Origin of the sequence: Sphingobium sp. TKS (genome assembly GCF_001563265.1) — a bacterium.
In the GTDB taxonomy this organism is placed as follows: Bacteria; Pseudomonadota; Alphaproteobacteria; order Sphingomonadales; family Sphingomonadaceae; genus Sphingobium.
In genome coordinates, this window is record NZ_CP005083.1 from 1,995,430 (window position 1) to 2,014,839 (window position 19,410).

At 64.7% G+C, this 19,410-nt stretch carries 15 protein-coding genes; 13 read left to right on the plus strand and 2 right to left on the minus strand.

Going from position 1 to position 19,410, the window contains the following annotated elements; all coding sequences use genetic code 11:
- The first annotated feature begins 37 nt into the window (after positions 1 to 37).
- From K426_RS09930 to K426_RS09950, 4 genes are all read left to right on the plus strand, one after another.
- Positions 38 to 646 carry a murein L,D-transpeptidase catalytic domain family protein gene (locus tag K426_RS09930; protein WP_066556410.1) on the plus strand — a complete coding sequence of 203 codons (609 nt, stop codon included), beginning with the start codon at positions 38 to 40 and terminating at the stop codon, positions 644 to 646.
- A 928-nt stretch (positions 647 to 1,574) separates the two neighbouring features.
- On the plus strand, positions 1,575 to 3,908 hold the full coding sequence (locus K426_RS09940; RefSeq protein WP_066556414.1) for a nitric-oxide reductase large subunit: 2,334 nt from the start codon (positions 1,575 to 1,577) through the stop codon (positions 3,906 to 3,908).
- Between the two features lie 61 nt (positions 3,909 to 3,969).
- Positions 3,970 to 4,317, plus strand: coding sequence for a cupin domain-containing protein (locus K426_RS09945; protein WP_066556416.1), 348 nt, complete (start codon positions 3,970 to 3,972; stop codon positions 4,315 to 4,317).
- A 267-nt stretch (positions 4,318 to 4,584) separates the two neighbouring features.
- Positions 4,585 to 4,992 (plus strand): DUF488 domain-containing protein, encoded by a 408-nt coding sequence (locus K426_RS09950; RefSeq protein WP_237230015.1) that lies wholly within the window; start codon positions 4,585 to 4,587, stop codon positions 4,990 to 4,992.
- A 227-nt stretch (positions 4,993 to 5,219) separates the two neighbouring features.
- On the opposite strand, the gene K426_RS09955 is transcribed toward K426_RS09950, so the two are convergent.
- Positions 5,220 to 6,335 carry a SufD family Fe-S cluster assembly protein gene (locus K426_RS09955; protein ID WP_066556423.1) on the minus strand — a complete coding sequence of 372 codons (1,116 nt, stop codon included), beginning with the start codon at positions 6,333 to 6,335 and terminating at the stop codon, positions 5,220 to 5,222.
- Positions 6,332 to 7,090: an ABC transporter ATP-binding protein gene (locus tag K426_RS09960; RefSeq protein WP_066556425.1), complete on the minus strand. Its 759-nt coding sequence runs from the start codon at positions 7,088 to 7,090 to the stop codon at positions 6,332 to 6,334. Before K426_RS09960 ends, K426_RS09955 begins: the two co-directional genes overlap by 4 nt.
- Before the next feature lie 336 nt (positions 7,091 to 7,426).
- On the opposite strand from K426_RS09960, the gene K426_RS09970 reads away from it, so the two are divergent.
- The 9 genes from K426_RS09970 (at position 7,427) to K426_RS10010 (ending at position 19,139) form a co-directional block, all read left to right on the plus strand.
- The gene (locus K426_RS09970) at positions 7,427 to 8,722 is read left to right on the plus strand and encodes a glycoside hydrolase family 130 protein (RefSeq protein ID WP_066556428.1); all 1,296 of its coding nucleotides are present in this window, start codon (positions 7,427 to 7,429) and stop codon (positions 8,720 to 8,722) included.
- 69 nt (positions 8,723 to 8,791) lie between these two features.
- A complete protein-coding gene (gene rpiA, locus K426_RS09975) occupies positions 8,792 to 9,487 on the plus strand; it encodes a ribose-5-phosphate isomerase RpiA (protein ID WP_066556430.1) in 696 nt (231 codons plus the stop codon).
- Between the two features lie 72 nt (positions 9,488 to 9,559).
- Positions 9,560 to 11,650: a transketolase gene (tkt, locus tag K426_RS09980; RefSeq protein ID WP_066556433.1), complete on the plus strand. Its 2,091-nt coding sequence runs from the start codon at positions 9,560 to 9,562 to the stop codon at positions 11,648 to 11,650.
- Positions 11,647 to 14,472, plus strand: coding sequence for a bifunctional transaldolase/phosoglucose isomerase (locus tag K426_RS09985; protein WP_066556436.1), 2,826 nt, complete (start codon positions 11,647 to 11,649; stop codon positions 14,470 to 14,472). The genes tkt and K426_RS09985 overlap by 4 nt, the downstream gene beginning before the upstream one ends.
- Before the next feature lie 27 nt (positions 14,473 to 14,499).
- On the plus strand, positions 14,500 to 15,486 hold the full coding sequence (gene gnd / locus K426_RS09990) for a phosphogluconate dehydrogenase (NAD(+)-dependent, decarboxylating) (protein ID WP_066556437.1): 987 nt from the start codon (positions 14,500 to 14,502) through the stop codon (positions 15,484 to 15,486).
- A complete protein-coding gene (zwf, locus tag K426_RS09995) occupies positions 15,483 to 16,916 on the plus strand; it encodes a glucose-6-phosphate dehydrogenase (protein ID WP_066556438.1) in 1,434 nt (477 codons plus the stop codon). The genes gnd and zwf overlap by 4 nt, the downstream gene beginning before the upstream one ends.
- On the plus strand, positions 16,913 to 17,728 hold the full coding sequence (locus K426_RS10000) for a Cof-type HAD-IIB family hydrolase (RefSeq protein WP_066556440.1): 816 nt from the start codon (positions 16,913 to 16,915) through the stop codon (positions 17,726 to 17,728). Before zwf ends, K426_RS10000 begins: the two co-directional genes overlap by 4 nt.
- A complete protein-coding gene (rpe, locus tag K426_RS10005) occupies positions 17,725 to 18,393 on the plus strand; it encodes a ribulose-phosphate 3-epimerase (RefSeq protein WP_066556443.1) in 669 nt (222 codons plus the stop codon). Before K426_RS10000 ends, rpe begins: the two co-directional genes overlap by 4 nt.
- Positions 18,390 to 19,139: an HAD-IIB family hydrolase gene (locus tag K426_RS10010; RefSeq protein ID WP_066556448.1), complete on the plus strand. Its 750-nt coding sequence runs from the start codon at positions 18,390 to 18,392 to the stop codon at positions 19,137 to 19,139. Before rpe ends, K426_RS10010 begins: the two co-directional genes overlap by 4 nt.
- Positions 19,140 to 19,410 lie beyond the last annotated feature (271 nt).

The window sequence follows — 19,410 nt, forward strand, 5'->3', positions numbered from 1 at the left end:
TGTTCCAAACAGTAATAGATAGTGGTTTGAGACAAGCGTGACAGTCATTTCGAGGCGCCACCTGCTTCTGGGTGGCGGGGCCGTCGTTCTGGGCATGGTACAGACGAGAGTGTTCGCCGTCCCACCGGCTCCAGTTCCGCCGCGCCCGATTTTGCTTCAACGTGCTTTGGGTGCGCTGGATCGCCACCGGGCAACGATAAGGTATCGCGACGTCATCGGTATCGTGGATTTCAGCCAGGCGTCGCGCGTTCCCCGGTTTCACATCGTCGACGTGATGAGCGGGCGAAGCCAGAGCCTGTTGGTCGCGCATGGGCGAGGATCCGATCCGGATCATAGCGGGTGGCTCGAACGGTTCTCGAACTCACCGGGATCGCAAGCGTCTTCGGCCGGCGCCTATCTGGTCGGCAGCGGCTATTCCGGCAAGCATGGTCGCTCGCAACGCCTGATCGGCCTTGACTGCGAGAACAGCAACGCCGAAGCGCGCGCCATCGTTATCCATGCGGCGTCCTATGTGTCGCAAGACATCGCACTTGCCAGCGGCAAACTCGGGCGAAGCCAGGGGTGCTTTGCTGTTTCGCAGGCCGATATCGGTCAAGTTCTCGAACGGCTCGGGCCAGGCCGGATGATCTACGCCGGCAAGATCTAGTCGGACGAACCGGGGACGAACGGAAGGTCGACGATCTCTGCTGTAAGCGGATTCCCACTGCGGTACTTCAGTCGCACCCATGTTCTGCAATTTTCAATATCTGGGCGGACCCGCGGATCGTCAGATGCTGGTTGTGGCTGGCGAGGAACCCGGCCCTATCCCAGGCGGTGCATCCGGCTGGCCCTGCGCAGCGTTTATGCAGGGATCCGCCACATCCTTGCCCTCGGCAGAAAGCGATCGCCGTTGCGTCTATCGAGCTGTGATCGGCCTGGCGCGCAAGCCGGAGCATGGCACTAGCGCCTCGACGGTCGGCGCGCTGAGTCGCAATCTCGCGCTCCCGCTCGTGCAACTCGTGGAGGCGCCTGCCGATGGTGCGACTGACATGACGCCGATTTGGGGATAGTCGCGGATTAACTTGAGCCTTCGGCCTCGCTCCAGCTCGTCTCCAGCCCGTCGGCGATGGCGATGGCGTCGGCGGGAGAGCGACCATCGGTGAACAGCGATACCGCGCCGACGGTCTCAAAGCACCGAAGGCGGGAGCCCCTGGAATAGATCGAGCGCGGCGAAGGGTCCGGGGCAGGGCTGAGGGGTCGTTGCCATGCACGTAAGTTGCCGGGCTACCTAGAAGAATGGGGGAAGTTTGCGCCAGCGCAAACCGCCGATCCCCAACGACGATATAATCCTTCCAAGTGCAAAGCGGAATCAACCAGTTGCCCGTCGATAATGCCCGGAATCCAGGCCGTCTGGGCTCGCCCGAGTCGGGTAAATTGGTGGGCGATGTCGTCGTCGCCCGGGCACCGGCACCGAGTGTCCTGGCGCTTGTCACAAAAACGGGAACGGAGGGTTGTCGATCGCCTAAAACAGGGGAAGGGTGTCTCGCAAACAGGCATCGGTCCGCCGAGACGGAACGGGAGAGGATCAAAGATTGATGTTGGAGGCCTGCCGCATCGATCCACCGGATAGCGACCCGGTGAGCGCCGTTCTCAAGTGGGTGTTGCTGGTTGTCGCGATAGCCACATTCGGTCTGCTCGCCTGGGCGACGGTGATGACTTACCGCGCGGCGCCGCCACAACCCGAGCGGCTTGTTTCCGCGAGCGGCGCCGTGCTGATGACGAACGCGGACATCGTGGCTGGCAAGGGCGGTTTCCAGAAAGCCGACCTGATGGATTATGGCAGCCTCTACGGCATGGGCTCCTATTACGGCGAGGATTATACCGCGTCGATCCTGGTGCGGCTCGGCACCGCTTCCCGGGAGGCTGCCGCGCGCGCCGGCGGTGGCAGCTCCTTCGCCGCGCTTCCGCCCGACCAACAGGCCGCGGCGACCGCGACGATGCAGCGCGCGTTGCAGGAGATCGATCTTACCCGGCGTGACGTCATCCTGTCAGACCCTGTCGCCGCCGCGGTCCTTCAGGTCCGAAATGAGGTGGCGGGGACGCTCAACATCGCCGATCCCGCGAGCGGCTGGACCTCCGCTTATAGTCTGACGCCGACGCTCGCTCGGCAGACCGCCGATTTTCTCGTCTTTTCCTCGCTCACTACGGTCGCGCGGCGGCCCGGCGTCACCTGGTCCTGGACCGAGAACTGGCCCTATGAGCCCCTGGTTGGAAACACGCCGACCACCAATACGTTCAAATGGACCTGGATCAGCTTCTGTTTCACCTTCTTCGCCTTCGGCCTTGTGCTGTTCATCTACGAGTTCTTCCTCAGCAATCCCGACGATGCGCCCATGGATCCGGTGCTGTCGACCTTCCGGCCGCTAACCCGCAGCCAGAAGCGAATCGGCAAATATTTCCTGGTCGTGGCGGCTCTGCTGCTGGTGCAGATCGGCGCGGGTACCATCATGGCCCATTCCTACTACGATCGGACGAGCTTTTACGGCTATGACGTCAACAAGCTCTTCCCGTTCAACTTCCTGCGTGACGTCCACATCCAGGCGCCGATCGTCTGGATCGGTCTGTCCTGGATCGGAACCGCCCTGTTCCTCGCGCCCGCGATTGCCGGCGGCCGGGAGGCAAAGGGCCAGCATCTGCTGGTCGACTTGCTGTTCTGGGTCACACTATTCGTCGTCGGGGGCGCGCTCATCGGCGACTATCTCGGCATCATGGGCGTTATCGACCAGAACTGGTTCTGGTTCGGCAATCAGGGGCTGTCCTACATCCAGCTCGGCCGATTCTGGCAGATCGGCTTCTTCATCGGGCTGGCGCTGTGGAGCCTGTTGGTGATGCGCGCGCTGTGGCCCACCCAAGCCCTCTGGCGCACTGCGGCAGCGCAGTTCTGGACCGGGCGTATCCGCATGGAGCACCTGATCTGGGCGTCAACCATCAATATCGCCGTGCTTTACGTGTTCGGCATGATTCCGCTGACCGGCATCGAGAAATCGTTCACGCTCACCGATTTCTGGCGCTGGTGGGTGGTCCATCTCTGGGTCGAGCAGTCGTTCGAGTTCTTTGCCGCCTGCATGACCGCCTATCTGCTGATGTCGGTTGGCCTCGTGTCACGCAAGCTCGCCGAGCGCGCGACCTATTTCGAGATCATCCTGATCTTTCTTGGCGGGGTTATCGGCACCGGTCACCACCTCTATTGGGCCGGCGGCCCGAGCATGTGGGTGCCGATGGGGAGCATGTTCTCGTTCATCGAGGTGCTGCCGCTGGTGCTCCTGATCATCGAGGCGATCAACCATTACCGGTTGATCAGGGCGCATCAGGAGTTCAAGTACCGGCTCGCCTATACCTACGTCATCGGCGCGGCTTTCTGGAATTTCGTGGGCGCCGGCGTGTTCGGGGGCGGCACGCTCAATGCGCCGCTCGTCAATTATTACGAGCACGGCACCTTCCTGACGCTCAACCATGCGCACACGGCGCTGTTCGGAGCTTTTGGCGAGCTTGCGATCGGGCTCATCTATTTCTGTCTGCGCTATATCCACGCCGACCGTCCGCGTTTCAGCGAGAAGCTCGGGAGGGCGGCCTTCTGGTTCTATAATGGCGGGCTGGTGCTATGGATCGTTTTCAATTTCTTTCCGATCGGTTGGTCGCAACTCGATGCGGTCTATGAGCATGGTCTCGCCTATGCGAGGAGCAGTACGTTCTACGGCACTGTGCGGTTTTGGCAGTGGATGCGGCTGCCGGGTGACGTGCTGTTCGCCATCGGCGCGGTGCTGATGGCCGTCGATTTCATCATGAAGCTGCGGCCGCTTTACCCGATGGCGCTCGACGGGCTGATCTTCCGCAGGGCGCTGCCGGTCAGCTCGCCGGCGGCGGAGTAATCATGGGCAGGCCACGTTCGTTTGAGCGTGACCGGCGGCACAAAAATGAGGACCACGGCTTATGGCACTGCATCACGCCAAACGAGGCGAAATCGTCGATCTGGGGCCGCTCGGGCCGGGCTTGGGTGACGCTCGAACCGCTGCAATTATCAAGACCGATTATTTCGAGGCCATTCGGCTGATCGTCCATGCTGGTGCCGAAATCCCGCAGCACAGCGTTTCCGGGGAAATGACGCTGCATTGCCTGGAAGGGCGTGTCGAGCTTGCCATCGACTCCGCACCCGTCACCCTGAAGGCGAACGAGTGGGTCTATCTCGACGGGGGAGCGCCGCACTCGGTGAGGGCGATCGAGAATTCTTCCCTCCTTCTGACGATCTTCCTTGGCCGAACTGCGGCCAGTCGGACATAGTTCGCGGCTCCGAGACCGGCCGCCGAGAGAAAGGATGCACGATGCCGCGTATCGCTCCACCCATCAACGCGGCTCGCAAGGAAGCGCGATCCGCCGCGGAGACCACTGAACAGATCTGCCCGAGATGCGGTCGGCCGCTAGATGCAGGCTATTCGTGCGATTGTCCCGAGCGCTGGGAAAACGAGGGCGGCGCGCCGCCGCCTGACGATCGGGACTCTCCGGAAGGACGAAGGTCGTGATCGGGTCTGCGGAAAGCAGCCACGCCCGGTGAATTCAGCTGAAATGGCCAACTCGCTCCCCGACATCCGGATCAAGCGTATCTACGAACCTGCGCATAAAGATGATGGTGCGCGGGTGCTGGTGGATCGGCTTTGGCCGCGGGGTGTGGACAAGGAAAGGGCGGCCCTGACCTTGTGGCTGAAGGAAATCGCGCCGAGTCCCGAGCTGCGCAAATGGTTCGGGCATGATCCGGCGCGGTGGAGCGAGTTCAGCCGCCGCTACCGGGACGAACTGGCACAAAACGATAGCGCTGTCGCGCGTCTCGCTCCATTGTCGGCCAACGGTCCGGTGACGCTCCTCTATGCCGCTCGCGACACCGAGCACAACCACGCGCGCGTGTTGGCGGATTATCTGCGCCTTCCCGGGAACGCGGAACATGGCCAACAGACGATATGAGCCCGCGGGAATTCGAGCCACGCTCAGTCTTGTCGCACCCGTTGGGAACGCCTCTTGCTTCGGGGGCCGAGCTTCTCATGCCGGAGCGGCGGATCTCTTTCGAGCGACCGACTCCGCGCTTCCTGGGGCCAGCGGGTTTGGCGCTGCCCCCGTGCGGCAATCGCCCCTGTCCGATCCGCAAAGCGGGAGGCTCGGTCACGAGATCGCTCGCCGGTGAGATGCGATGATCAGAGCGATCCGGAGTTCGCGGCGGCTATCATCTTCTTCACCTCCTCGCCGACGATCTCGGGCAGTAGCTCATCCTTGAGCGTGAGGAATCCCTGAATAATGAGATCGCGGGCGGCATCCTCGCTCATGCCGCTGGACATCAGATATGCGAGCTTCTCCTGGCTGATCATGCCGATGGACGCCTCATGCGAGAGCTGGGCTTCGCTGCTCCGCGCCAGGAGAGACGGTACGGAAAGGATCTCGCCTTGCTCGGTGAGCTTGAGCCCGTTGCAGCCCAGGAAGCCTTTGGTGGCCTTCGCCTCGCCCACGAGCAGGGCCTTGTTCGAGATGCTGCCACCGGCTGAAACCATACGCGTGAGGCTCTCCGAATGCGCACCGCCGCCCTTCAGATGTATCTCGCTTTCCATGATCCGCTGTGTTCCGGCCGGTGCGAAGATGACCGACTGGTCGCTGGACATGCCGCCCTCCTCGATAATCGTCCGGCTCTCCGCATAGTGATGCTTTATGGGCGACATCTGGACCTTGCTGTCGGTGGACCGCGCGCCCTTGCCGACATGGCTGCGAGCATAGCTGTGAACCTCCATGCCTGCGCCCCATTGCTCGATCGACACCGAACGGCAGATCGCACCCTCGCGCAGGTAGGTTTCGGAGAGCGAGATATGGTGGCCTGAATGCACCCTCTTCGGCACAGCCGAGCCGGAGATCATCTCGACCTCCGCGTCCTTCTCGATCAGGGTGACGTTGTGGTGGAATTGTCGTCCCTGCGGCATTTCCAGGAGCGTGAAGAGCTGCACCGGCAGCTGGACCTTCGCGCCGGCGCGGATCCGGACAAAATGGCCAACCGGCGCGTGCCGGCTCTCGGCGGCCTCGCGGACATGCGCATTCGCGTCCGGGTCGACGAGTCCGAACATTAGATCCTGCACCCAATCGTAGCGGAGTAGCGCATCCTTGAGCGGCAGGATCTCGACCTTCTCGTCATTGACACCGATGTGCCTGACATCCTGGTTCACCACGACGCACGTCCCGGCACGCTCGCCTTCGGCGCCATAGCCGACATTGGCGAGCCGTTCCTTCTCTTCGGCCGTTACGCCGGGATCGATATGCAGGGTGGTCATGGCTGCGTTCCTTTTTCCGGAGCCTGGAGCAAGGCGGTTGGCTTGGTGTAGCCGTTGCGCTGGATGTGCTTGAAAATTGCCAGGGGATCGCCCGAGAAGAGGATGCGACCATCGACCAGCATATGGCCGACGTCGGCCTGGATATGATCCAGGATGAAGCCGGTATGCGTGATGACAAGGCCTGAGCGGGGCGCTTCGTCCCGCTCAGGCGCCCGCAGCAGCCGGTTGATGGCATTTCCGACGGCGGCGATGTGCTCCAGGTCCACGCCGCTTTCGGGCTCGTCGAATAGGCAGAGGCGGGGTCGCTGGAGGAAGAGTTTGAGCACTTCCCAGCGCTTTATCTCGCCGCCAGAGAAGCCGACATTGATGTCGCGGCCTGAGAAATCTCGAAGATCCAGCGCCGCGGCCTCCCGTCCGAGAATGTCTTGCGACCCGAGTGCCTTACTGAACTGGTCGACCGTCACACCTTCGAGGCCTGGTGGCCGCTGGAATGACATGCCCAGACCGAGCCGGGCACGCTCGTCTATGGGCAAAACGTCTATGCGGCGGCCGCGGAAATGGATTTCGCCGCTGGATATCAGGAAGGGCGGGAGCCCCATGATCGTCGCGAGCAGGCAGGATTTCCCCGATCCGTTGGGTCCGAAGAGAACGTGCAGCTCGCCCGCACCAACGGTCAGGTTGATGTCATGGAGGATCGCCGTTCCACTCGCTGAAACATCGAGATGGCGGATTTCGAGAGCGTCCGACGCCGACATCTGGACTCCTTTCGCCAAGGCGATGGTTCCACGCGCGCACGGGCTGAGGATATCGGTAAAGATACTGAGGGACCGCTTTGTCGTCCGCCTGGGCCGCGATCACCAAGGGCACCCGCTTGCGGCGCGAACGCGTTCGGAACCGAGCTCTGGCTTGGTTCACTTATAGGCGGGGGACGATCTCCCAGCTCGCGATGGCCCAGGGGACACGGAAGTTCTCGAGCTCCAGCGCGGATAGAAGGGTGACGGAGTTCAAGACAGAACGGCTCCGGATGGCTACCCTCGGGCGGCCTTCCCCCGGGCAGCGAGTGATCTGGCGCAATCGAGAGTGGATAGATGATGAGTGATAATGGGCTTTTTCGCCATTCCGAGATTCACCTGCGACCCGATCCTTCCCGCACTGTTATCCGACCGTTCGACCTCGACTATCCGCAAGCATTCAGGAACGATGCGCATCCCCGGATGCAGCAGATCGCCGAACGCGTTCTGTCGCTTGATGACGCACGACTGCTCAAGGAGCATGAGGCGATCATCGCCTCGCTCGCCGATCGGCACCGCGATATCGACAAGATCCTTCTTCGCCGATTCGACGAGATCCGCGAGCGCTTGCCGGCGGCGCAAGGGGCCAGCCGGGAAGCCGCGCTCGCGATCGGCGCCTATTTCAGCGAGGAATACTCCTACGAGGCTGCCGCGCTGTTCAATCCCAGCATGGTTTTGCGCGCGGACCAGACGGGCGCACCATCGGGCGGCGTGCGCTTCCTCCTGTCGTTGCGCGGCATCGGCGAAGGGCATATCTCCTCGGTCACCTTCCGGACTGGCACCTGGAGTCCATCGGGCGGCTTCGCGCTCGACAAAGGCAGCAATCAGGCGATTTCGCCGCGCATCGACGCTCCGGCCGAGGGCGTCGAGAACGGCATGACGCGTGTGGTGTGCGAGGGAAGTGAAGACGTCTCCGAGAGTGTGCTGTTTCCAGTCACCGCGAGCCAGCAACGCGGTATCGAGGATCTGCGGCTGGTCCGCTTTGTCGAGGAAGACGGGCACGTCGAGTATCTCGGCACCTATACCGCGTTCGACGGCCGAGACGCGCGATCGGAGGTGCTGCGCGCGACCGGCTTCAGAAATTTCGAAATGCATCCGCTCGCCGGATCGGCCGCTGCGGAGAAGGGCATGGCGCTGTTCCCGCGAAAGATCGACGGGCGGTTCGCGATGCTCGGGCGGCAGGACAGCGAAAGCATCTGGCTGCTCGCTTCGGATAGCCTCTACTCATGGGACGGCGGCATCAAGGTCGTCAGCCCGCGCTTCCCCTGGGAGTTCGTCCAGCTGGGCAATTGCGGCTCGCCGATCGAGATCGACGAGGGCTGGCTCGTCCTCACCCATGGAGTCGGCATGGCCCGCAATTATTGCATGGGAGCATGCCTGCTCGACAAGGCGGATCCTTCAAAGCTACTCGCCCGCACCCGCGAACCAATCCTGCGGCCAAGCCCGCATGAACGGGACGGTTATGTGCCCAATGTGGTCTATAGTTGCGGATCGATCGTTCATGATCGGACGCTGCTGCTGCCTTATGGAGTCGCCGACAATTTCGCCGCCTTCGCCACCGCGTCGGTCGATGAGCTGTTGAAGGCCATGGAATAGGCTGGCCAGCTTTAGCCCAGCCTGTGCCCCGCAATAGATGCATATCGGGTACATCGCGTGACAAGCGTCTTGAAGAGCACGGATGAGCAAAAGCGTGCAGCCGCGGAAGCGGCGGTTGCCGAGATCGCCGACGGTATGCTCATAGGGCTGGGGACAGGCACCACGGCGAGCTTCGCTATCCAGGCGCTGGGCCGACGCGTCGCCCATGGTCTGTCCGTCCGTGCGGTCGCGACATCCGACCGCACCGCAGCTGCCGCGGCGGCAGCGGGCATCGCGCTTGTCGATCCCGCCGACGTCGCCGCGCTTGATCTGTGCATCGACGGCGTCGACGAGATCGATCCTTTCTTCCGTGCCATCAAGGGCGCCGGCGGCACGATGCTGCGCGAGAAGATCCTTGCTTCGGCGGCACGGAGGATGGTGGCGATCGCGGACAGCTCGAAAGCCGTCGGACGACTTGGCGCACGCCCTGTCCCGGTCGAGGTGCTGCCGCTGGCGAAGCGGTTTGTGGAACGGGGGATAGTGGCCGCGGGCGGAGAGCCGCAGCTCCGTCTCGACGCGCGGGGTTGCCCCTGGCGAACCGATCAGGGCAACATCATCCTCGACTGCGCCTTCGGCCCGATCGGTGATCCGGTCGCGCTGGCGGCTCGGCTTGCCGAAATTCCGGGGTTGCTGGGGCACGGACTCTTCGTCTCGGAAGTTGATGCCCTGTACCTCGGCACTCCCGACGCAGTTGTCAGGAGTGAACGGGGCGATTGCGCGTGGTGAACAGTCTGTACTGTCGCATCCTTCACCGGATTGTATCGCTGCTCCGGCGCCGCGGAAGGATTGCGAGCTGACATGACGGATTTGGCCTATCCTACTCGCTCTGCCGTCCATGAGGACGGATCGGCCGAGCGGCTTGCGATCGACACCATCCGCACGCTCGCCATGGATGCAGTCCAAAAGGCGAACTCGGGGCATCCTGGCACGCCGATGGCGCTTGCGCCCGTCGCCTACACGCTGTGGCGTGAGTTCCTGCGCTACGATCCTGACACGCCCGACTGGCCGAACCGCGATCGGTTCGTGCTTTCGGTCGGGCATGCCTCGATGCTGCTCTATGCGGTGCTGCATCTTGCCGGGGTGAAGGAAATCGATGCCGATGGAAAGCCGACGGGCAGTCCGGCGGTGAGCCTGGCCGACATCGAGCAGTTCCGCCAGCTCGGCTCCAAGACGCCGGGCCATCCCGAATATCGCATGACCACCGGGGTCGAGACCACGACCGGCCCCCTGGGGCAGGGTTGCGGCAATTCGGTCGGCATGGCGATCGCGGAACGCGCGCTCGCCGCCCGCTTCAACCGCGAAGGCTTCACGCTCTTCGATCATGACATCTACGTGCTGTGCGGCGACGGCGACATGATGGAAGGCGTGTCCGGCGAAGCGGCGTCGATCGCCGGCCATCTCGCCCTCTCCAATCTCTGCTGGATCTATGACAGCAACCACATCTCGATAGAAGGGTCGACCCAGCTCGCCTTCACCGAGGATGTCGGCGAGCGCTTCCAGGGCTATGGCTGGAACGTCATCCACGTCGACGACGCGAACGATACTGACGCGATCGCCCGCGCGCTCGAGACGTTCAGGGCGACCGACGACCGGCCCACCTTCATCGTCGTCCATTCGGTGATCGGATGGGGCAGCCCGCGCGCCGGCAGCGAGAAGGCGCATGGCGAGGCGCTGGGCGAGGAGAATGTCCGCAAGACCAAGGAAGCCTATGGCTGGCCGGCGGATAAGCAGTTCTACGTGCCGGATAGCGTGGCGGAGGCGTTCCAAGATGCCGTGGCCGCCCGCGGCCAGCCGGCGCGCGAGCAATGGGAGGCGCTGTTCGCGCGCTACCAGCAGGCATTTCCGGCAGAGGCGCAGGAGTTCGCGCTGGCGCGGGAGGGCAAGCTGCCCGACGGCTGGGACGCCGATGTCTCCGGCTTCCCCGCAGACGCCAAGGGCATCGCCTCGCGCGACAGCGGCGGCAAGGTGCTCAACGCCATCGCCCAGCGCGTGCCGCTGCTGATGGGCGGCGCCGCGGACCTGTCCCCGTCGACCAAAACCAATCTGACCTTCCCGGGCGCGGGTTCGTTCGAACCGGGAGACTATGCGGGCCGCAACTTCCACTTCGGCGTGCGCGAGCATGCGATGGGGGCGATCGCCAACGGCATGGCGCTGTCTTACCTGCGTTCCTACACGGGCACCTTCCTGGTGTTCGCCGACTATATGCGCGCGCCGATCCGCCTCGCCGCGATCATGGAACTGCCCGTCATCTTCGTGTTCACGCACGATTCGATCGGCGTGGGCGAGGACGGGCCGACGTACCAGCCGATCGAGCATCTGGCGACACTGCGCGCCATTCCCGGGCTCGACACGATCCGGCCGGGCGACGCCAACGAGGCCGCGGCCGCATGGAAGGTTGCGCTCGGGCATAGCAGCGAGCCGACCGCGCTGATCTTCTCGCGCCAGGCAATCCCGACGCTCGACCGCCAGAGATATGCGTCGGCCGACGGCCTCGAGAAGGGCGGCTATATCCTCGCCGATGCCGATGGCGACCCGGACATCATCCTGATCGGCACCGGCTCCGAGCTGCCGCTCGTCGCCGCCGCGCACGAGACGCTGACGGCTGAGGGCGCCAAGTCGCGCGTCGTGTCGCTGCCGAGCTGGTATCTGTTCGAGAAGCAGGACCAGGCCTACCGCGACAGCGTCTTTCCGCCCGCCGTCCGCGCGCGGCTGGCGGTCGAGCAGGCCGGGTCGATGGGCTGGGACCGCTATGTCGGTCATGACGGCGCGACCGTGACCATGTCGACGTTCGGAGCGTCGGCGCCACTCGCCAAGCTCCAGGAGAAATTCGGCTTCACCGTCGACAATGTCTGCAAGGTCGCCCGCGCGGTGATGGAGAAGAACAAGTGAGCACCGTCCTCGATAATCCGCGGGTCGCCAGCCGACTGAAGCAGCTCCACGAAAGCGGGCAGGCGGTGTGGCTCGACTTCGTCGATCGCGGCTTCCTCAATCAAGGCGGCCTCAGGGCGCTGGTCAGCGAAGACGGCGTCTCCGGCGTGACGTCCAATCCGTCCATTTTCGAGAAGGCGATGGGTCAGGGCGAGGCCTATGATGAGGGCTTTCGGACATTCCTCGGCAAGGCTGATGCGAGCGTCCAGGACACCTATGAAAGCCAGGCCATTGCCGACATCAAGGCCGCCGGCGGCGATCTGCGAGCAATCTATGATCGGCTGGGAGGCAAGGACGGCTATGTCAGCCTCGAGGTCTCTCCCTATCTCGCAGACGGAACCCAGGAGACGATCGAGGAGGCGCGCCGGCTCTGGAAGGCGGTCGGGGAGCCCAACCTCATGGTCAAGGTGCCCGGCACCAGGGCAGGCACCCCCGCCATTCGCCAGCTCGTCGAGGACGGGCTCAACATCAACGTGACGCTGCTCTTCGCGATCGAAGCCTATCAGGCGGTGGCCGAAGCGTTCATGGCGGGGCTCGAGGCGCGCCTGGCCAAGGGCGAGCCGATCGACCGGGTGGCGAGCGTCGCGAGCTTCTTCGTCAGCCGCATCGACAGCCAGATCGACAAAAAGATCGACGCGCGGGTGAAGGTCGGGGACAAGGAAGCGGCCGCGCTCGAGGCGCTGCGCGGCAAGGTCGCGATCGCCAACGCCAAGCTCGCCTACGCCTGGTACGAGGAGATGATCGCCTCGGATCGCTGGCAGGCGCTGGCTGCCAGGGGCGCGATGCCGCAAAGGCTGCTCTGGGCGTCGACCGGCACCAAGGACCCGGCCTATCCCGACACGCTCTATGTCGACGCGCTGATCGGCCCGGATACGGTCAACACGATGCCGCCCAAGACGATGGATGCGTTTCGCGATCACGGGACGATGCGGCCGACGCTCACCCAGGATCTCGACGGCGCGCGCCACGTGATCGCCGAGGCCGAGCGACTGGGGCTGGACCTGCCGGGCGTCACCGAGATGCTCGTGAAGGATGGCGTCAAGCAGTTCGCCGACGCCGCCGACGCGCTGCTGGGTGCGGTCGCCGCCAAGCGGGCCACCTTCCTCGGCGACAGGCTCAACCACATGGAAGCGTCGCTTCCCGGACCGCTGCAGAAAGCGGTGGATGCGCGACTGGAGACGGCACGCGCCGATCGTTGGGCGCGGCGGCTGTGGAAGGGCGATCCCTCGCTCTGGACCGGCAAGGATGAGGGCAGGTGGCTCGGCTGGCTCGCGGCCGCCCGCGGCCAGCAGGTCGATCCGAACGCATTGAGAGAATTGGAGCAGGAGGCAAAGCGCTACAAGAACGCGGTGCTGCTCGGCATGGGCGGATCGAGCCTCGGCCCCGAGGTGCTGTCGCTGATTCTCGGCTCGGCCGGGGGAAATCCCGGGCTGCACGTGCTGGATACCACCGATCCGGGGCAGATCGCGTCCGTTCTCGCCGAGATCGATCCAAAGGAGACGCTGTTCATCGTCTCATCCAAATCCGGCTCGACGATGGAGCCGGAGCTGCTCCGCGCTTTCTTTTTCGAACGGAGCGGAAAGCAGGGCGGCCACTTCGTCGCCGTGACCGATCCGGGATCGAAGCTCGAGAAGACAGCGGAGACGGACGGGTTCGCCCATGTCTTCCAGGGCGATCCGGCGATCGGCGGCCGCTATTCGGTATTGTCCGCCTTCGGCATGGTGCCGGCCGCGGTGATGGGCATCGACACGCACGGTTTTTACGAGGCGACGGCGCCGATGGTGTTCGCCTGCGGGGGCGATGTGCCTCCGGCGGCCAATCCAGGCATCAGGCTCGGCGCGATCATCGGCGAGGCTGCGGTTTCTGGCCGCAACAAGCTGACCTTCATCGCCTCGAAGGGACTGGAGCCCTTCGGCGCCTGGCTCGAGCAGCTGCTGGCCGAATCGACCGGCAAGCAGGGCAGGGGCATCGTTCCCGTGGACCTCGAGCCGCTGGGTTCGCCGGAGAGCTATGGCACGGACCGGCTGTTCGTCGTCCTCGCGCTCGCCGGCGACAAGGACAATGCCGCCGACGCCAAGCTCGAGGCGCTTGCCGACAGCGGTCAGCCGGTGATCCGCATCAGCGTCGCCAGCCCGCAGCTGATCGGCCAGGAATTCTTCCGCTGGGAAGTCGCGACCGCGATCACAGGTGCCGTCATCGGCATCGACCCGTTCGATCAGCCCGACGTCGAGGATGCGAAGGTGGCAACGCGCAAGCTCGTCGACGCCTATGAGGCCTCCGGTACGCTGGAATCTGAAACGCCAGCCGCCGAGACCGCCGACTTTGCGCTCTTCGTCGCCAAGGGCAGCGCATTGCAAGGGAACGCCGAGAGCCTGTTACGGCAGCATTTCGCTGCCTTGCGGGCGGGCGACTACGCGGCGTTTCTCGCCTACGTCGAGCGCAACGACGTCGACAGCGCGGCCATCACCGCAATGCGCAGGGCCGTGCGCGACGCGAAATCGGTCGCGACCGTCGCAGGCTTCGGTCCGCGCTTCCTTCACTCCACGGGGCAAGCCTATAAGGGCGGCCCGAACAGCGGCGTGTTCCTGACGATCACGCGCGATCCCGATCCCGATCTTGCCATTCCCGGTCACAAGGCGAGCTTCGGCACCGTCCAGATCGCCCAGGCGCGCGGCGACATGGACGTGCTCGCCGAACGCGGCAGGCGCGTGCTGCGCATCCATCTCAAGCAGGGCGGCGGCGGCATCGAGGCGCTCGAAGCGGCCGTCGCAGCGGCACTCTGAGCAATTTTGACAGAAGGAGCGTGGCGGATGCGTCTGGCGATGATCGGCCTTGGCCGAATGGGCGGGAATATCGCGCGCCGTCTGATCCGCGGCGGCCATGAGGTCGTTGTCTTCGACCAATATGCACCGGCGATCGAGGAACTCACCAAGGAAGGTGCAATCCCCTCCGGCTCGCTGGACGAGGTCGCGGGCAAGCTCGAAGGCCCCCGGATCTTCTGGGTGATGCTGCCTGCGGGAGCCCCGACCGAATCGACGATCGAAGCGCTGCTGGGCCTCGCCTCGCCCGGCGACGTTATCATCGACGGCGGCAACAGCTTCTACAAGGACGATATCCGGCGCGGCAAAGCCTGTTCGGAGAAGCAGATCGCCTATGTCGACGTCGGGACCTCCGGCGGCGTGTGGGGCCTCGAACGCGGCTACTGCATGATGATCGGCGGCGACAAGGCGACCGTCGACCTGCTCGACCCGATCTTCGACACGCTCGCGCCGGGCTACGGCACGATCCCGCGCACGCCCAACCGCATGGAGAACGAGGGCGAGGATCCGCGCGCCGAAAAGGGCTATATCCACGCCGGTCCCGCCGGTGCGGGCCATTTCGTCAAAATGGTCCACAATGGCATCGAATATGGTTTGATGCAGGCCTATGCCGAGGGCTTCGACATCCTCAAGGGCAAGTCCTCGGACAAGCTGCCCGAGGAGGAGCGGTTCGACCTCAATCTCACGGACATCGCCGAAGTCTGGCGGCGCGGCAGCGTCATCTCGTCGTGGCTGCTCGATCTCTCGGCGGCGGCGCTCGCGAAGGACCAGATGCTCGAAGCCTATAGCGGCAATGTCGCCGACTCGGGCGAGGGTCACTGGACGATCGACGCGGCGATGGAGGAAGCGGTGCCGGCCTATGTCCTGTCGGCCGCGCTGTTCGCGCGCTACCGCAGCCGGGTGGATACGACCTTCGGCGACAAGCTCCTGTCGGCGATGCGCTTCGGCTTCGGCGGCCACGTCGAAATGCCGCAATGAGCACGGCTCCTGTCGCACCGCCCGCGACGTTCGTGATCTTCGGCGCTCTGGGCGATCTGACGCGCCGGCTGCTGATGCCGGCGATCGTCAACGTCGAACGCTCAGGCCTGCTCGATCCGAACACCGGCTTCCTCGGCATCAGCTATCATGATGCCGACGACGATGAGCTTCGCGACCAGCTCGGCGAGTTCCTCGAGGCGGGCGCGGAATGGCAGCGGCTGCGCGAGCGCATCCACTATCTGAAGGGCGACTTCGGGGACGATGCGCTGTTCGAGACGCTCGCGGGGAGGATCGCCGGCAACACCGTCTTCTACCTTGCGACCGCACCCGGCTTTTTCGGCCCCATCGTCGAAAGCCTCGGAAAGGCGGGGTTGCTGAACGAGGCGCAGGGCTTCCGCCGGGTCGTGATCGAGAAGCCTTTCGGCACCGATCTCGCGTCCGCGCAGGCGCTCAACGGGCTGATCCTCGCCTGTGCCCATGAGGAGCAGATTTACCGGATCGACCATTTCCTGGGAAAGGAGACGGTCCAGAACATCATGGTCGCGCGGTTCGGCAACGCGCTGACCGAGGCGGTCTGGAACAACCGCTATATCGATCATGTCCAGATCACGGCCGCCGAGACGGTGGCGGTGGGCGGTCGGGGCAAGTTCTACGACGCCACCGGCGCGCTGCGCGACATGGTGCCGAACCATCTCTTCCAGCTGCTCGCGCTGGTCGGCATGGAGCCGCCCAACAGCTTCGGCGCCGAAGCGGTGCGCACCGAGAAGGCGAAGCTGATCGCCGCCCTGCGGCCGCTGGAGCCCGACGATGCGGTGCGCGGCCGCTATGGGGCAGGCGAGGCGGGCGGCCAGAAGGTCGTCCCGTATCGCGATACCGTCGACGTGGATCCCGCGAGCCGCACCGAAACCTACGTCGCGCTCAAGGCGGCGGTCGAGACGTGGCGCTGGCACGGTGTGCCCTTCTATCTGCGCACGGGCAAGGCGCTCGCCGCCCGTGACACGGAGATCGTCATCAAGTTCCGCAATGCGCCGTTGATGCTGTTCCACGACACGCCGACCGGCGCGCTCCCGCCCAACCAGCTCGTGCTGCAGATCCAGCCGCATGAAGGCATCTGTCTCGAGCTCGCGGTGAAGCAGCCGGGGCCGCTCGTCGAGGCGGTGCCCGCCAGCCTCCATTTCGCCTATTCCGAGCAGTTCGACCTCGGACACCAGACCGGCTATGAGACGCTGCTCTATGACGTGCTGATCGGCGACCAGACCCTGTTCCAACGCGCCGACCAGATCGAAGGTGGCTGGCGGGCGGTGCAGCCGCTGCTCGACGCGTGGAGCGTCTCCGGGGAACCGGAAGACTATGCCGCCGGAAGCGCCGGGCCGGTGGCCGCAGAGGCGCTGCTCGCGCGCGACGGGCGCGCCTGGCATCCGGTCGCATGAGCGCCATCCGCCTCGTCGTCTCGGATATCGACGGCACGCTCGTGCGCGACGACAAGAGCCTGAGCGAGGCGGTGATCGCGTCGTGCGGGCGCCTGCAGGCGGCGGGCGTCGCGCTCACGCTGATCAGCGCGCGGCCGCCGAGCGGGATGCTGTGGATCGCGGAGCGCCTTGGATTGAAGGCAGCGTTTGGCGCGTTCAATGGCGGCACCATCGTGCGGCCGGACGGCATGATCATGGCAGCCGCGCGCCTCGACCCGGCGGTCGCGAAGCGCGCGCTGACGCTGATCGACCGGCCGGGCATCACCAAATGGCTGTTCCGCGAGGGATGCTGGCATGCCGAGCGCCTCGACCAGGTCCACACCCCGCGTGAACGCAAGGCGGCCAATCAGGAGCCGATCGTCGGCTCGGACTTCTCGCAACTGCTGGATGCGGCCGACAAGATCGTGGCGGTAAGCGACGATCATGCGATGCTGGCTGTCCTTGAGATCGAGGTCGCGAATGCGCTGGGCCGGGATGCGACTGTGGCGCGGTCGCAAACCTATTATCTCGACATCACCGCCCTGGCGGCGAACAAGGGTGATGGTGTGGCAGCGCTTGCGCGGGCGGCAGGCGTTCGACTGGAGGAGGTCGCCGTGATCGGTGATCAGCGCAACGATCTGCCGATGTTCGCCCGCGCCGGCCTGTCGATCGCGATGGCGCAGGGACCGGAAGAGGTCCGCGAGGCTGCGGATCACGTAACGCGCTCGAACGACGAGGATGGCGTCGCCCACGCGATCGACGAGATTCTGCTGCCGATGGCGGCGCGCGGATGACGGGGGATGTCCTCGTCGCGCCGTCGGTGCTCGCGGCCGATTTCGGTCATCTCCACGAGGAGGTGCGTGCGGTCGATCGGGCAGGTGCAGACTGGATCCATGTCGACGTGATGGACGGCCGCTTCGTGTCCGAGATCAGCTTCGGGCCGCCGGTCCTCCGCGCGATCCGCAAGGCGACGGAAAAGCCGCTCAACGTCCATCTGATGGTGATCGAACCCGAGCGGTCGCTCGCCTCCTACGCTGAGGCCGGCGCGGACCATCTGCTGGTGCAGGCGGAGCCTGGCTCGACCGTCCATCTTCACCGCGTGCTCGGCCAGATCGGTGAGCTTGGCTGTCGCGCGGGTGTCGTGATCGATCCCGCGACGCCCGTCGAATGGATCCAGCATGTCCTCCACCTCGTGGAGATCATCCTCGTGATGACCGTCAACCCGGGGTTCGGCGGTCAGAAGTTCCTACCCGAGATGCTTCCGAAGATCGCGGCGCTGCGCAAATTGTGCGACGAGCGCGGCCTGCGCCCGCACATCGAGGTCGATGGCGGGCAGGATTCGCATACGGTTCGCTCGGTCGTCGAAGCGGGCGCCGACGTGATCGTTGCGGGCACCGCGATCTTCGGCGCTGACGACTATGCGCAGGCCATCGCCGCGATAAGGGGTTGTGCCGAATGAAGCAGTTGATCGCCTTCGATCTCGACGGGACCCTCGCGGAAAGCAAGCAGCCGATCGGCGAGGAGATGGCCGGTCTGCTCGCCCGGCTGCTAGACGTCGCCAAGGTGGGGGTGATTTCCGGTGGGGACTGGCCGCAGTTCGAGATACAGGTGGTCGCGCGCCTGCCCGGCGCCGCCGATCTGGCCCGGCTCTTCATCATGCCGACCACCGGCACCAAGCTCTACCGCTTTCAGGATGGCAGCTGGCGGCAAATCTATGCGGACAGCTTCGACGCCGCCGAACGTGACAGGATCATGCGCGCGCTCGACCAGGCGGCGACGCAAGCGGGCCTCGTCGAAACGCAGACCTGGGGTGAGAAGATCGAGGATCGCGGCACGCAGATCACCTTCTCGGGATTGGGCCAGCAGGCGCCGCTCGCTGCGAAAGCCGCATGGGATCCCGACTTTACAAAGCGCAAGCGACTGCAGGCGCTGCTTCGCGCGATGCTGCCCGGTCTTTCGATCAACACCGGCGGATCGACCTCCATCGACATCACGCGCAGCGGCGTCGACAAGGCTTACGCGATGCGCAAGCTGAGCGAGCATTCCGGCGTTCCGGCGGACGCCATGCTGTTTCTCGGCGATGCCATCTATCCGGGCGGAAATGACGAGCCGGTACGCGCAGCCGGGTTCGACACGATCGCCGTGCGTGACGTGCGGGAAACCGGTAACGTCGTCCGAGCGATCATCGGCTGCCTGACTGCCTGAGTGCGTTGACGGTATGATCAAGCAGATTCCGCGCTCGCGGCAAGGCTCGAGGGCGAGATGAAGATGCTGCGACCCTCGACGATTCTCCCCGCTCAATGGGGCTTGCATCGACACAAAAGGGCCCGCCCGGCATCTAATGCCGCGCTCCGTATGCGGAGCATGGCGCCGACTGAGCCCGCTCGCCGGCAAGGACGCGACACCGGCGCACCGCCCGATCGTCGATAATGCAGCAACCACGACGGAAGGAGGCGCTCCAGGTGCGGCCGTGGGA